General features: G+C 69.9%; 14 protein-coding genes. 9 read left to right on the top strand and 5 right to left on the bottom strand.

Features of this window, described 5'->3' with window-relative positions; translation table 11 throughout:
• Positions 1 to 12: 12 nt before the first annotated feature.
• Positions 13 to 1,422 (bottom strand): precorrin-6y C5,15-methyltransferase (decarboxylating) subunit CbiE, encoded by a 1,410-nt coding sequence (gene cbiE / locus KQ303_RS10595; protein WP_259730248.1) that lies wholly within the window; start codon positions 1,420 to 1,422, stop codon positions 13 to 15.
• A gap of 53 nt (positions 1,423 to 1,475) precedes the next feature.
• On the opposite strand from cbiE, the gene KQ303_RS10600 reads away from it, so the two are divergent.
• From KQ303_RS10600 to KQ303_RS10630, 7 genes are all read left to right on the top strand, one after another.
• Complete coding sequence (locus KQ303_RS10600; RefSeq protein WP_094512626.1) at positions 1,476 to 1,727, top strand: hypothetical protein; 252 nt, start codon at positions 1,476 to 1,478, stop codon at positions 1,725 to 1,727.
• Positions 1,728 to 1,754: 27 nt separating this feature from the next.
• The gene (locus KQ303_RS10605) at positions 1,755 to 4,262 is read left to right on the top strand and encodes a GH116 family glycosyl hydrolase (RefSeq protein WP_259730249.1); all 2,508 of its coding nucleotides are present in this window, start codon (positions 1,755 to 1,757) and stop codon (positions 4,260 to 4,262) included.
• Positions 4,259 to 4,777 carry a DUF3122 domain-containing protein gene (locus KQ303_RS10610; protein ID WP_259730250.1) on the top strand — a complete coding sequence of 173 codons (519 nt, stop codon included), beginning with the start codon at positions 4,259 to 4,261 and terminating at the stop codon, positions 4,775 to 4,777. The genes KQ303_RS10605 and KQ303_RS10610 overlap by 4 nt, the downstream gene beginning before the upstream one ends.
• Positions 4,778 to 4,821: 44 nt before the next feature.
• On the top strand, positions 4,822 to 5,895 hold the full coding sequence (gene ribD / locus KQ303_RS10615) for a bifunctional diaminohydroxyphosphoribosylaminopyrimidine deaminase/5-amino-6-(5-phosphoribosylamino)uracil reductase RibD (RefSeq protein ID WP_259730305.1): 1,074 nt from the start codon (positions 4,822 to 4,824) through the stop codon (positions 5,893 to 5,895).
• Between the two features lie 48 nt (positions 5,896 to 5,943).
• Positions 5,944 to 6,984, top strand: coding sequence for a mechanosensitive ion channel family protein (locus KQ303_RS10620; protein WP_259730251.1), 1,041 nt, complete (start codon positions 5,944 to 5,946; stop codon positions 6,982 to 6,984).
• A 17-nt stretch (positions 6,985 to 7,001) separates the two neighbouring features.
• Positions 7,002 to 8,531 carry a peptide ligase PGM1-related protein gene (locus KQ303_RS10625; RefSeq protein WP_259730306.1) on the top strand — a complete coding sequence of 510 codons (1,530 nt, stop codon included), beginning with the start codon at positions 7,002 to 7,004 and terminating at the stop codon, positions 8,529 to 8,531.
• 83 nt (positions 8,532 to 8,614) lie between these two features.
• Positions 8,615 to 8,893 (top strand): DUF427 domain-containing protein, encoded by a 279-nt coding sequence (locus KQ303_RS10630; RefSeq protein WP_094512630.1) that lies wholly within the window; start codon positions 8,615 to 8,617, stop codon positions 8,891 to 8,893.
• On the opposite strand, the gene KQ303_RS10635 is transcribed toward KQ303_RS10630, so the two are convergent.
• Positions 8,880 to 9,515 carry a DUF3598 family protein gene (locus tag KQ303_RS10635; RefSeq protein WP_259730252.1) on the bottom strand — a complete coding sequence of 212 codons (636 nt, stop codon included), beginning with the start codon at positions 9,513 to 9,515 and terminating at the stop codon, positions 8,880 to 8,882. The two genes, KQ303_RS10630 and KQ303_RS10635, sit on opposite strands and share 14 nt — an antisense overlap.
• A 370-nt stretch (positions 9,516 to 9,885) precedes the next feature.
• Between KQ303_RS10635 and KQ303_RS10640 the strand changes: the two genes are divergently transcribed.
• Positions 9,886 to 11,013, top strand: a complete 1,128-nt coding sequence (locus KQ303_RS10640; RefSeq protein ID WP_259730253.1) for a fatty acid desaturase — start codon at positions 9,886 to 9,888, stop codon at positions 11,011 to 11,013.
• A gap of 224 nt (positions 11,014 to 11,237) precedes the next feature.
• Here KQ303_RS10640 and KQ303_RS10645 read toward each other — a convergent pair whose 3' ends face one another.
• The 3 genes from KQ303_RS10645 to KQ303_RS10655 form a co-directional block, all read right to left on the bottom strand.
• Entirely contained in the window at positions 11,238 to 11,462 is a 225-nt protein-coding gene (locus tag KQ303_RS10645; RefSeq protein ID WP_259730254.1) for a hypothetical protein, read from the bottom strand.
• A gap of 494 nt (positions 11,463 to 11,956) precedes the next feature.
• Complete coding sequence (locus KQ303_RS10650; protein WP_259730255.1) at positions 11,957 to 12,421, bottom strand: DUF427 domain-containing protein; 465 nt, start codon at positions 12,419 to 12,421, stop codon at positions 11,957 to 11,959.
• Positions 12,422 to 12,453: 32 nt separating this feature from the next.
• Positions 12,454 to 12,660: a hypothetical protein gene (locus tag KQ303_RS10655; RefSeq protein ID WP_094512635.1), complete on the bottom strand. Its 207-nt coding sequence runs from the start codon at positions 12,658 to 12,660 to the stop codon at positions 12,454 to 12,456.
• Positions 12,661 to 12,979: 319 nt separating this feature from the next.
• Between KQ303_RS10655 and KQ303_RS10660 the strand changes: the two genes are divergently transcribed.
• Positions 12,980 to 13,558, top strand: a complete 579-nt coding sequence (locus KQ303_RS10660) for a rhomboid family intramembrane serine protease (protein ID WP_259730256.1) — start codon at positions 12,980 to 12,982, stop codon at positions 13,556 to 13,558.
• The last annotated feature ends 28 nt before the right edge of the window (positions 13,559 to 13,586 follow it).

Below are 13,586 nucleotides of genomic sequence, written 5' to 3' on the forward strand. Positions count from 1 at the left end.
GTACCGCCGCGCTCAGGCCCCGGCCACTGAGCGGCGCCCTTTCAGCACCAGCACCGGGTTGAGCGGCGCCAGGCGGGTGCCGTCGGCCAGGGGCGCACCGCGCCAGGCCTGGTGCTGGCTCACACCCACCTCCAGCTGGCCCCGTTCCAGGACCGGCCGCAGCTCCGCCAGCGCCTCCACGGTGGCCAGCGGGATCACCACCACACCGCCGGGCCGCAGGCGCTGCAGCACGGCCGCCAGCAGTGCGGCGCGGCCGCGGCCGCCACCCCCGATCAACACGCGGTCGGGGTCGGGCAGGGGGGAGGGGTGCTCGCCAGGAGCGCAGGCCGCCAGCGCCTCCAGCTCCAGCACGCCGGCGGGCCGCACCCCCAGCCGCTCGGCATTGGCCTGGATCAGCGCCGCCGAGCCGCCGCGCCGCTCCACCGCCCACAGCTGCAACTGGGGCCGCAGGCGCAGGGCCTCCAGGCCGATCGAGCCCACCCCGGCCCCCAGATCCCAGAGCACGCCCTCGGCCGGCAGCTCCAGGTCAGCCAGCAGCTGGATCCGCACCTCCCGCTTGGTCATCAGGCCGGGCCGATCGGGATGCTGCAGCCAGAGGCCGTCATCGAGGCCGAACAGGGGCAGGCCGGCCGGATCGGGAGCGGCCGGGGGCTCGGCGATCAGCAGCACCAGGTGCAGCGGATCGAGATCACTGGGCAGGGGTGCGGTGGGGGCCAGCCGCATCAGCCGCTCCTGCGGATGTCCCAGCCGCTCGGCCAGCCACAGGCTGTAGGCGGCCTCCAGGCCGCTGGCCCGCAGGAGGTGGCGCACCTCTTCGGCACCGCCACGGGAGGGGTCGGTGAGCACCGCCAGCGCCGCCGGTCGCTGCTGAAGCCGCTGGGCCAGGGGTTCCGTCTCGCGGCCATGCAGGCTCACCCAGCCGGCGTCCTGCCAGGGGCGGCCCAGGCGCGCGAAGGCCAGCTGCAGGCTGGTGGGCGCCGGATGGAAGTGCAGGCGCTCCGGCGGAATGTGCTGCAGCAGCAACCGGCCGATGCCGAACCAGAGCGGATCGCCGCTGGCCAGCAGCACCACCGACTCGCCAGCGGCAAGGGCCTGCTGCAGGGCCGCGAGCAGCGGCTCGGGCTGGTCGCTGGCCAGCAGACGCGGGGGCTTCCAGGCGAGGGTGGGGCGGGTGGTGGCCTCGATGGCCTCACCGGGCTCGACGGCCTCGGCAGTTTCAGTGGCCGCAGCTGCCTGCGCTGCCCAGGCGGCCAGCCGGGCCTCAAGGCCGGGATGCAGCCGGGACGGTGCCGCCAGCAGGGACGCCCCCCGCACCAGCTCCAGCGCCGCCGCGGACAGGGAGGCGAGGCCGCCCGCGTCAGTGCCGATCACCTGCAACGGCGGGCCTTGCTGCCGCCGGCCGGCCTGCGGGTCGCTGCTCATGCCGGCAGGGCGGCGAGGGAATCCGGCCATGATGGCCGCCCCCCCGTTCCGCCATGGCCGAGCCGCCCGATGCCGCGATCCGCAGCCGTCGCCAGCGGATCCACGAACTGGTGCTGGCCCTGCTGGCGCAGCAGGGGGATCTGGAGCTGCTCGACGGCGATGGGGCCGCCCTCAGCGGCAACCCGGGCGAAGCCGGCCAGTGGCTGGAGCGCAACCGGCGGGTGGTGGCCCGCTACCAGGCCCTGGTGCGCTCGGCCGTCACCCTCGACGCCCTGATCGACCAGGACAGCAACGGCCAGCTCTGACAAGCTGGCCCCACCTTGTGCAGCACCATGGCGCGCTTCGGCTTCTCCGCTCTCCAGACGCTGCTGGGACGCGGGGGCGGCAAGGAGGGGTGGCAGGCGCCGCCGGCCAGCTGGCAGCGGCCCTTCGGCCTGGGCTGGGACTCGCCCTATACGGTGCGCTACGCCAGCAACCTGGACGATGGCCCCTGGCACGGCATGCCGCTGGGCGGCTTCGGCGCCGGCTGCATCGGCCGCAGCTCCGCCGGCCATGTGAATCTCTGGCACCTCGATGGCGGTGAGCATTGGTTCGGCACCCTGCCCGACTGCCAGTTCGCCCTGTTCGAAAGCGACGGCACCACACCGCTGGCCATGGCGCTGGCCACGGCGCCGGAGCAGGACGACTCCCGGCCGGGCTCCGGCGAGAACCCCCTGCCTGCCTGGCAGTGGTACCCGGCCAGCAGCGCCGAGCAGCAGACCGGCACCTACGCCGCCCGCTACCCGCTCAGCTGGTTCCAGCACAGCGGCGTGTTCCGCGCCGGTGTCTGCTGCGAAGCCTTCAGCCCGATCCTGCCGGGCGACTACGCGCGCAGCAGCTACCCGGTGGCCGTGTTCCGCTGGCTGCTCAGCAATCCCACCGAAGCGCCGCTGGACCTCTCGCTGCTGGTGAGCTGGCGCAACACCACCGGCTGGTTCACCAACACTGATCCCAGCGCCGCCGTCACCTTCCGTGATGACGGCAGCCCCGAGCACAGCTACGTGCCGGCGATCGGCCATGGCGCCGGCCAGCGCAACCGGCAGGTCAACCAGCCCGGCCTGAAGGGGGTGCTGCTGGAGGGGCCGATCAGCACGCCGATCGCCGAAGGGGAAGGCCAGTGGTGCGTGGCGGTGCCCGACGACCTGCCCGGCGTGGAGGTGCTGCGCTGCAGCCGCTGGGATCCCACCGGCAGCGGCGCCGAGATCTGGGCCCCGTTCGCCCGCAACGGCTCCATTCCCGCCAGTGACAACGACCGCCGCAGCAGCGCCGGCGAACAGGCCAGTGCGGCCATCGCCCTGCGGCTGCGGCTGGAGCCCGGGGCCACGATCGAGCTGCCGGTGGTGATCAGCTGGGACCTGCCGGTGACCGCCTTCGCCAGCGGCCAGCAGGCGCTGCGCCGCTACACCGATGTGTTCGGTGGGAGTGGCACCAATGCCACGGCGATCGCCGCCGAGGCCCTGCGCGACTGGCCCCAGTGGCGCGAGGCGATCGAGGCCTGGCAGCAGCCGGTGCTGGAGCGCAGCGACCTGCCCGAGCCGATCCGCATGGCGCTGTTCAACGAGCTCTACGACCTCGCCAGCGGCGGCAGCCTCTGGACCGCCGCCACCCCCGCCGACCCGGTGGGCCGCTTCGGGGTGCTCGAGTGCCTGGATTACGCCTGGTATGAAAGCCTCGACGTGCGCCTCTACGGCTCCCTCGCCCTGCTGCAGCTCTGGCCCGAGCTCGACAAGGCGGTGCTGCGCAGCTTCGCGAGGGCCATCCCCGCCGCCGACGCCACGCCACGACCGATCGGCTGGTACTTCACCCAGGGCAAGGGGCGGGTGGAGGCGGCCCGCAAGCTGGCGGGGGCCACGCCCCACGATCTGGGCGCTCCGAACGAGCGGCCCTTTGATGCCACCAACTACACCGCCTACCAGGACTGCAACCTCTGGAAGGACCTGGCCAGTGATTTCGTGCTGCAGGTGTGGCGCACCTTCCAGCTGGCGCCCACCGGCAGCGACCTGCGCTTCCTGGCCGACTGCTGGCCCGCCGCGGTGCAGGCCCTGCAGTACCTCAAGACCTTCGACATCAACGACGACGGCCTGCCCGATAACGGCGGCGCGCCGGACCAGACCTTCGACGACTGGGCGCTGCAGGGGGTGAGCACCTATTGCGGCGCCCTCTGGATCGCGGCACTGGAGGCGGCCCTGGCGATGGGGCAGCGGCTGCAGCTGGATCTGGGGCTCGACACCAGCGCGGAGCAGCGGCAGTTCAGCGACTGGCTGGAGCAGTCGCGGGCGAACTTCGACCGCCTGCTCTGGAACGGCGAGTACTACCGCATCGATGCCGGCAGCGGCACGCCGGTGGTGATGGCCGATCAGCTCTGCGGCGACTTCTACGCCCGCCTGCTGAACCTGCCGCCGGTGGTGAGCGACTCCAATGCGCTGTCCTCGCTCACGGCGATCCGCGAGGCCTGCTTCGAGCGCTTCGAGGGCGGCAGTCTCGGGGTGGCCAATGGCCTGCGCCGCGACGGCACGCCGCTCGACCCCAACGGCACCCACCCATTGGAAGTGTGGACCGGCATCAACTTCGGCCTGGCCGCCTACTACCGGCTGATGGGCCAGACCGGCACCGCCTTGGCGATCACCGGCGCCGTGGTGCAGCAGGTGTACGACGGGGGGCTGCAGTTCCGCACCCCCGAAGCCCTCACCGCCGCAGGCACCTTCCGCGCCTGCCACTATCTACGGGCGATGGCGATCTGGGCTCTGTGGGCTACACACACCCAGTGGCAACCGATTCCGGGCAGTGCCCGTCAGTCATGAGCAGCCCCCTGCACTTCCGGGCGCTCACCCTCGCGCTTTCCTTGCTGCTGGCCCTGGGCGCACTGGCTGGCCTGATCGGCCTGGCCCCAGCGGCCTTCGCCCAGATTCACAGCCATCCCGACGAAAACGGCGCGCCGGTGGTGCGCAGCCTCGAGAGCCTGCGGGATCTCGACGACCAGAGCTGGCAGCTGGTGGGCTACCGGCAGGGGCCACCCGGCGGCCCGCTGCGCCTGCGCATCGTGGGCTACCCGGGCAAGTTGCGCCTCGATCACCCCACCCCGCTGGCGGTGCGCTCCGGGGTGTTCCAGTGGGAGCTCGCCGATCTCACCCTCGCCAATCCCCAGCTCACAGCCGATGCCCGGGCGGCAGCGGCCGAATTCGATCTGGCGCCGCTGCTGGCCGACCTCGACCGCGACCGGCCGCTGCGGCTGCGGCTGCGCGGCGGGTTCACCGATCTGCTGGTTCCTCCCTACGTGGTGGCTGAATGGCGGCAGCTGCCGGACGCGCCCCTTTGAGCGCGGCGCCGGCTGACTCCGGCCACCGCCCCTGGCTGGCCTGGATGGACCGGGCGCTGCAACTGGCTGCCCTCGGCCGGGGCCGCACCAGCCCGAACCCGATGGTGGGCGCCGTGGTGCTCAGCGCCGACGGCACCCTGGTGGGGGAGGGCTTCCATGCCGCCGCCGGGCAGCCGCATGCGGAGGTGGGGGCGCTGGCCCAGGCCGGTGCGCGGGCCCGCGGAGGCACCCTGCTGGTGACCCTGGAGCCGTGCTGCCACCACGGCCGCACGCCGCCGTGCAGCGAGGCCGTGATCGCCGCCGGCATCCGCCGGGTGGTGGTGGCGATGGAGGATCCCGATCCGCGCGTGGCGGGCGGTGGCCTCGCCCGGCTGCGGCAGGCGGGGGTGGAGGTGATCGGCGGGGTGCGTCAGGCGCAGGCCCTGGAACTCAATCGCGCCTTCGTGCACAGGGTGCTCAACGGCAGGCCGCTGGGCCTGCTCAAGTGGGGCATGAGCCTCGACGGGCGCACCGCCCTGCCCAGCGGGCAGAGCCAGTGGATCACCGGCCCCGCCGCCCGCGACTGGGTGCACCGTCTGCGGGCCCGCTGCGATGCCGTGATCGTGGGCGGCGGCACCGTGCGGGCCGACAACCCGTTGCTCACCAGCCGCGGCCGGCGCCAGCCCGAACCGCTGCGGGTGGTGCTCAGCCGCCAGCTGGAGCTGCCCGGCCTGCCAATGCAGCTCTGGAACCAGGCGCAGGCCCGCACCCTGGTGGCCCATGGCCCGGAGGCACCGCACCAGCGCCGTGAGGCCCTGGCGGCCCTCGGTGTGGAAACGCTGGAGCTGAGCGCCTGCGAACCCCGGCCGCTGCTGGAGGCCCTGGCTGGACGCGGCTGCAACCAGGTGCTGTGGGAATGCGGGCCCAGCCTGGCGGCGGCCGCCCTGCGGCAGGCTTGCGTGCAGCGGCTGGCGGTCGTGATCGCGCCGCGGTTGCTTGGTGGGGCGGCCGCCCGCACGCCGCTGGGTGATCTGGAGCTGGCGGACCTGGCGGAAGCCCGGCTGTGGACGGGCCAACAGCTGAGCCGCTGCGGGCCTGATCTGCTCTGGGAGCTGGTGGCGCCGGAGCCTGATCCATAAATCGCCGGAGCCTGATCCGTAGGGTGTCGGGCAGCCACCACGGCCGCCATGCCGGTGCCTGCCCTGCTGCCCCCCCGCTTCCCGATACCGATCGCCGGCCTGCTGCTGGCGGTGGCGGTGTGGGTGGCCTTGCAGCTGATCGGCACACGCCTGCGGCGGGATTCCCTGGCCCGGGCCCTGCTGATGCGCAGCCGGCTCAGCCTCTGCCTGACGATCCTGCTGGCCAGCGTGGGCTGGTGGGTGGCCACGCTGATCGGCACCGAGCTGCTGCCGCTGCCGCGCGGCGGGCTGGAGGTGCGCGACGGGCTGATCGTGATCGGCCTGGTCTGGACGGTGCTGCGCTGCAAGGGGGAGCTGCTGCGCCGGGTGGACACCTACTCCAAGCAGGTGTTCCCGAACCTGCCCGAGCGCGACCGCCTGTTCCTGTTCGACCTGGCCGACAAGCTGATCGCGATTCTGGTGGCGGTGATCATCACCCTGGAGCTGCTGCGGCTGCTCGGCACCCCCACGGCGTTGCTCGCCACCGCCGGCGGCTTCGGGGCGGCGGCCCTCGGCTTCGGCGCCAAGACGATCGTGGAGAACGCCCTCAGCGGCATCAGCCTCTACATCAACCGCCCCTTCGTGGTGGGGGATTTCATCCGCATCCCCTCCGAAGAGCTGACCGGCACCGTGGTTCAGATCGGCTGGTTCTACACCCAGCTGCGCGATCCCGAGCGGCAACCGGTGTTCATTCCCAATGGCCTGTTCACCACCCAGCCGGTGATCAACATCGCCCGCATCGATAACCGCAGGATCTGGATCGATTTCGGCGTGCGCTACGAAGATCGCCCTGTGCTGGAGGCGATCATCAACGCCCTGCAGCACCAGCTGGCCGCCGATCCCGCCATCGATCACGACAAGACCCTGGCGGTGCACTTCGTGGGCTACGGCGAGTCCAGCCTGCAGTTGCGGCTGCTCTGCCACGCCAGCGATGGCGACATGGCCACTGCCTGGGACCTGCAGCAACGGCTGCTGCTGCAGATCGGCCGGGTGGTGGAGGAGCACGGTGCCCAGATGCCAGCTCCGCTCCACTCCCTGCTCAAGACTTGAGCCGCTGCCCTCCCACCATGCCGCTCACCTTCGAGGAACTCCAACAGCAGCTGCGGCCCGCCTGGGGGGCGCTGGATGTGGGCGCCAGCGATGGCCTCGATCCCCAGGGCTGCGATCTGCTGGTGGTGCCGTCGTTGAGCCTGGACCAGAACCAGATCGATCTGGTGGCCGGCGCTCACCACTACGAGGAGCGGCAGCTGTTCTCGCTGATCAGCCTGCGGCATCCCGGCGTCCAGGCCGTGTACCTCACCAGCAAGCTGCTGCCCGATCTGGTGGTGGATGCGGTGCTGGAGCTGCTGCCGGGGGTGCCCGCCTCCCACGCCCGGCGCCGGTTGCAGCTGTTCGACACCGACGACGCCTCGCCGCGGCCCCTCACCCAGAAACTGCTGGAGCGGCCCGCCCTGCTGCAGCGCATCCGCGAGCGGCTGCGGCCAGGCCGCAGTTTCATGACCTGCTTCAACGTGACGCCACTGGAGAAGGAACTCTCGGTGCGGTTGCAGGTACCGCTGCTGGGCACCGATCCCGGCCTGGGGCGCTGGGGCAGCAAGGCGGGCAGCCGCGAGCTGTTCCGCCGCTGCGGGGTGCCCCATCCGGCCGGCAGCGCGCTGGTGCACGATCTCGACGCCCTCAGCGAGGCCACCGCTGCCCTGTGGGAGGCCCATCCGGATCTGGAGCGGGTGGTGGTGAAGCTGAACGAAGGCTTCAGTGGCGAAGGCAACGCCCCGCTGGAGCTGGGGCCGCTGCAGCTGGCGGAACGCAGTGGCGGCGAACGGCGCCGGCTGCTGCGTCAGGTGCTGGAGGTGCTGCCGATGCCGCCGCCCCAGTGGCAGCAGTTGCTGGTGGAGCAGGGGGCCCTGGTGGAGGCCTGGCTGCAGGGGGGAGAGGCGCTCAGCTCACCCAGCGTGCAGGGCACGATCCACCCGGGCGGGCAGGTGGAGATGCTCTCCACCCACGAGCAGATCCTCGGCGGTCTGAACGGGCAGACCTATCAGGGCTGCCGCTTCCCCGCCGACACCGCCTACCGGGAGGCGCTGCTGCGCCATGGGCGGGCGGTGGGGGAAGCGCTTGCGCAGGAGGGCGCGCTGGAGCGCTTCGCGGTGGATTTCATCGCCCGCCGCTTCGCTGAGCAGTGGGATGTGCAGGCGATCGAGGTGAACCTGCGCAAAGGGGGCACCACCCATCCGTTCATGGCCCTGCGCTACGCCACCAACGGCAGGATCGATCCGGTCAGTGGCGTGTTCCATTCGCCCACGGGCCAGGAGCTCTGCTATGTGGCCACCGACAACCTTTGCGATGCCCGCCTGCGCGGTCTGTTGCCGATCGACCTGATCGACATCGTGGCCGTGGCGGGGCTGCACTTCGATCCCGCGGAGCTGCGCGGCAGCCTGTTCCACCTGCTGGGTTGCCTGTCCCAGTACGGCAAGCTCGGCATGACTTGCATCGGCCATGACGCCGCCGAAGCCAGTCGCCTCTACCAGGCCACAGCCGAGCGGTTGATGCAGGGCGCGCAGGCGCTGCGGCGGGAGCCACACCCCGGCACACGCTGAGGTGGCCACATCAGCGGCAGCGCGGCCCGGCGCGACAACCCTCTGCGAAAGGCCCGAAAATGGAGCATCCCTGTGCCTTTTCCATGGAAGCCCGCTGGAACGACTGCGTGATCGCCTCCAGTGACGACATCGTCAAGCTCGAAGGCAATGCCTACTTCCCGCCGCAGGCCCTGCGGCCGGAATGCTTCCGCCCCTCCACGCACCGCAGCGTTTGTGGCTGGAAGGGGGAAGCCCACTACTACGACGTGGTGGTGGGAGACCAGGTGAACGTCAATGCCGCCTGGTTCTACCCGTCGCCCAAGCCAGCCGCGGAGGAGATCGCCGGACGGGTGGCCTTCTGGAAGGGCGTCAGCGTGGCCTGAACGCTGAAGCCAACGCGGGCAGCTGGGGCAGCGGCAGCCCGTGGGGGCCGTAGGCCCGCTGCAGGTGGTGGACCAGCCCTGGCTCCGGCGTCCAGCGCAGTTCCGTGATCAGCGGTTCACCCGGCAGGCGCGGGTTGGTGGTTTCCAGCTGCAGGTTCGCCTCCAGCTGCCAGAGCTCCCGGCTGCCGCCGGCGGGCTGGCGACGCACCCGATGGGGCGCTGCCGGCGCCTCCTCCTGGATGCCGGGGCGGGCTTCCACCACCAGCACCACGGCTTCGAGGCGCTCGGCGCCGTGCCGCACCACCACCCGCCGGCGCCGCTCGCCGTGCACGAGGCAGAGCTCGGTGAGACAGCTCCAGGGGCCGACCTTGTCGGGGCCGAGGCTCCAGTGCCCCTGTGGGGAGATCTCCATCTCGGCGGGAGGCTCCTCAAACCGCATCGTGGCCACCCGGCCGGTGTGGCGGTAGGTGAGGGCGGCCTCCACGTTGCCGTCCACCTCCCGCACCTCCAGTCCGGTGGGAAAGCGCTCAGCTTCGATCCCTGCACCATCCAGCCGGATGAAGGTGCCCTCCCACAGCCCGGCGCTGGCATCGAGAAGGATCTGGCGCTGCGATCGGAGCATGGGGCGCTGATGAGGCCACCCATGCTGGCAAGCGCGGCGCTGGCCGCGTGAGTGGCGGCACTGAATGGCCTGCGCCGTGGTGCGGCCATGGCTGGTGGCTTCGTTACGCAGCAGGCCTGCCTACCATCGGGGAATCATCGTGATTCCGAGGCCCGCGCCTGAGCCTTCAACTGCTGCTGACCTGCAGCCCCCTTCTCCGTCCCCCCACGGCTTCGGCGGCAGCCGCCCCCCAACGATGACCCCGTTCGTCACCGCTTCCACCCAACCTGGCGCCAATGCGCCGGGCCCGAGGTCACGTGCTGCGGCTGCGCAGAGCAGGCCTTCTGTTGCCGCCCAGCCACAAGCAGGCCAGGCCCTGCCATCCCGCCGCGTGCGCCGCTCCGATTTCATCCTCACCCCCTATTGCCGCAGCGACGACCGCATCGCTGCCTGGCAGCTGGTCAACACCGTGGTGCCCTACCTGTTGCTGTGGGCGCTGGTGATGAGGCTGCTGGCAGCAGGTCAGCCTTGGCTGTGCGCCCCGTTGCTGGTGGTGATGGTGCTGTTCTCCGGGCGGTGCTTTTCGCTGATGCACGATTGCGGCCACCGCTCGCTTTTCCGCACCGCCTGGATGAACCGGGGCGCGGGCTTCCTGCTGGGTGTGATCAATGCCATTCCGCAGCATCCCTGGTCGGAAGGGCACGCCTATCACCACCGCCACAACGGCAACTGGGAGCTCTACCGCGGCCCATCGGCGCTGATTTCGGTAGACGAATTCCTCAACCTCTCAGCCGGCCAGCAGCGTTTTTACCAGTTTCTGCGTCACCCGCTGATGCTCTTTCCCGGTGGCTTCTTCTATCTGGTGATCAAGCCCCGCGTGGCCCTGTTGCTTGGCAGTGTGGATGCGCTGCGCCATGCGGCGCGCACCTGGCGCCAGAACCCGCGCACGCCCCTGAACAAACTGCTCAGCACCCACACCTCAAAGCACTGGTATTCCTCTTCCCAGTTTGTTGATCTCCTGCTCAACAACATCTGCGTGATCAGCGGCTGGGTGCTGCTCTCCCGTTGGCTGGGGGCCGGACGTTTCTGGAGTGTGTATTCGATTGTGATGGCCTGCTCGGCGGCGCTGTTCATCTGCATCTTCTTCGTGCAGCACAACTTCGAAACCTCCTATGCCCATCGCACCGAGGGCTGGAGTGGCTTAACCGGCGCTCTCGATGGCACGAGCCTTTTGTTATTGCCGCCGATCCTGAACTGGTTCACCGCCGACATCGGCTTCCACAACATCCATCACCTCTGCGAAACGATCCCGAACTACCGCCTGCGGGCCTGCCACGAACGCAACGCAGAGCACCTGAAACACGCCCAGGTTCTGCACATCCGCGACATACCGGATTGCTTCAAGTTCGTCCTGTGGGATCGCAACCGTGATCGCCTGCAGTCGGTGGCGGCCGCCCTCGCGGAAGCGTTGGCCGGCGCCGCCGGGCCACAGGCTCCAGTGATTGAGGCAAGGGCCTGAGGGGGGGCACCTCCCTCAGGGTCAGGGCGTCAGCCCGAACGACGGCGTCGGCCTCAACCCCCGGGCCGGGCTTCAGAAAATGATTGGTTCAGCAACCCGACGCTGTCAGGCTGACGGCATTGCTTGGGCGCCAATCGCGTTGATTGATCCCGGCACCAGGGCGTGGCTCCTTGATTCCTCTGGACGCCGATAACGGCGCCCGTTTCGGAGGATGTGCTCGGTGCTCAGCGCTCGCCGAGCAGCTCAGCCCAGCTGAGTGGCTGGTGGGCGCGCTCCTTGCTGCGACGCGCTTTCGAGGCCATGGAGGCCAGGCCGGCGAAGTGGCTGGCGCGATCAATGCAGCAGAACAGGGCGCTGGTGGCGGCCGGGGCCGGCACTACCTGGCGGCGGGCCGATCGGGTGGTACGTGTCGCCGGGCTGGTGGTGGTGGGCAAGGTGGTGATGGTCATGGAAACAGTGGGCACGAAAAAACGAGTCAAGGAAAACGGGTCAAGAACGTTGGATGAAGTGACAAAGCGGGGCGTGGAAACGCCCAGGAGCAAGGAGCAAGCACGGCACGGACCCAGAAAGCCCGGGCTTGACGCAGAAACACCGGATCCGGCCACGAGGCGCCGTTGGATCCAGTCACCGAACAAGCCGCCTCACGCGCTGGGTGAGAAAGGGCCATCAAGGGAGGAAGGCCGGAGCCGGATTGACCATGAGCAGAGGAAGACCGGAATCCCGGAAAGCCATGCAGCTCTTGCCTGGCGCTGAAGCCAGGCGATGAAACAGGTGGGTTGAGCCAGCTTGGAGGAAGCCGCTGAAACAAACCGTTGAATGAATCGGCCCCTCGCGGAGCTTCGGCCGACACCTCACCGTACACCTTCAAGGGAATTCCACAATGCTCCGGATCGGATCGGCTGCTGGTGGGGGGCCCGGGCAGATCAGATCCAATCAGATCCAATCAGATCAGCTCTGGGTGCCGTGGATCTCCCTTGAACGGGCCGCACACCTGCGAGGTGATCCAGCCACCGTAGAAGCCTCCGGGTTGCGGCGTCACCTGCTCACCATCGAGGAAACAGGCGTCCATCAGGGCCGGATAGAAGCTGAACCAGCCGGCCAGTTCACGGAACGCCGGCGTGGGATCTGTGTAGGTCCAGCCGGCACGGCGCAGGCGCCGCTCGTCCAGCACCACATCCACGTAGGTGGCCAGCCCCTTCCACTCGCAGAAGCTGCGGCCCGGCACCGCCTCCAGCAGCTCCAGCTCCACGGCCTCCGGTGGTAGGTAGACCGTGGGGGGATGGAAGGTTTCCTTCACCAGCAGGGAGCGGTGGCTGTCGGCGAGCCGCCTGCCCAGGGCCTGCACTTCCACATGGGCTGTGCTCGCCACGAGGGCGGGGGGACGGGGATAGTCAGCGACGCGCTCCATGGTCCTGGCTGTGCTCCCGTCAGTGTGATGGCTCAGAACTTGCCCCGCAGCAGCAGCAGCGCGCCGAGGAAGAGCGGCACGTTGATCACCGCCGCGATCACCAACACGGCACTGGCCCAGCCTGGCTGGTGAATGGCGGCGGCAGCCAGCAGGAAGCTGCCGTCCACCACCACCAGCGAGCCCATCCAGGCGAGCGGAAACCGAATCGACCCCTGACGCTGCTGGGGCTCGGCGCCCATAGGAGGGGGCGTGAGCGGGGACAAAGGTGGAGATGGGGATGGAGCCAGCGGATCCTTGAACGAGGGGTTGTTGGAGGAAGCAGGAGCGGCCATGACGTTCCGGGGAAACTCCCAACTTCGAGAAAAACAATGGCAACGCTGGTCAAGTCTGGGCAGCCCGCCCAGCCGGCCCGCCCCAGGCGCCCCTACCCGATAGCGTCGGACGCGCCAAGGAGCGTTGGCTAACGATGCCGCTTCCAATCCTGCCGGGGCTGCAGCCGGCCCCAGGCCATCTCTCCGCTCATGCCTTCGCCCGCCGTTTCTCCCGCGGCTGCCGCTGATGGCGAACGGCTCCGGTGTGATGGTCAAACTGCAGCAGACCTTCTGGCTGCCGCTGTTGGTGGTGGCGGTGCCCTGGGGCCAGGAGCTGATCGACCAGATCTTCTTCGGCGGCCAGTGGAACCTGCCGATGCAGCCCGGTGGCTCGTTTATGGGCGTGCTCACGGCGCCGTTCAGCCACGGCGGCTTCGGCCACCTGATCGGCAACACCCTCTGGTTCCTGCCGCTGTCCTGGCTGGTGCTGCTGAAGAGCTGGCGCGACTACCTGGCGGTGTGGCTCGGGGTGTACGCCACCGCCATTCCGGTGTGGCTGCTCTGGCCCAATGGCAGCCATGGCCTTTCGGGGGTGGTGTTCGGCCTGCTGGGCTATCTGCTGGTGATCGGTTTTCTGGAGAAGCGCCCGCTGGTGTTGGCCCTGTCGCTGTTCAGCCTGGTGAGCTACGGCGGCCTGCTGCCGAGCCTGATACCCCTCTTCTCCCCACCGGGAGTGAGCTGGATCGGCCATGCGTCCGGATTCGCAGGCGGCATACTGGCGGCTGGGGCGATCTACCGGGAGCCCGCACCAGGACCGAGGCTTTAGGGCCTGTCCTTCGCAATGCCCTTTCCCC

This window comes from Synechococcus sp. CS-1333, assembly GCF_025128015.1.
In the GTDB taxonomy this organism is placed as follows: domain Bacteria; phylum Cyanobacteriota; class Cyanobacteriia; order PCC-6307; family Cyanobiaceae; genus MW101C3.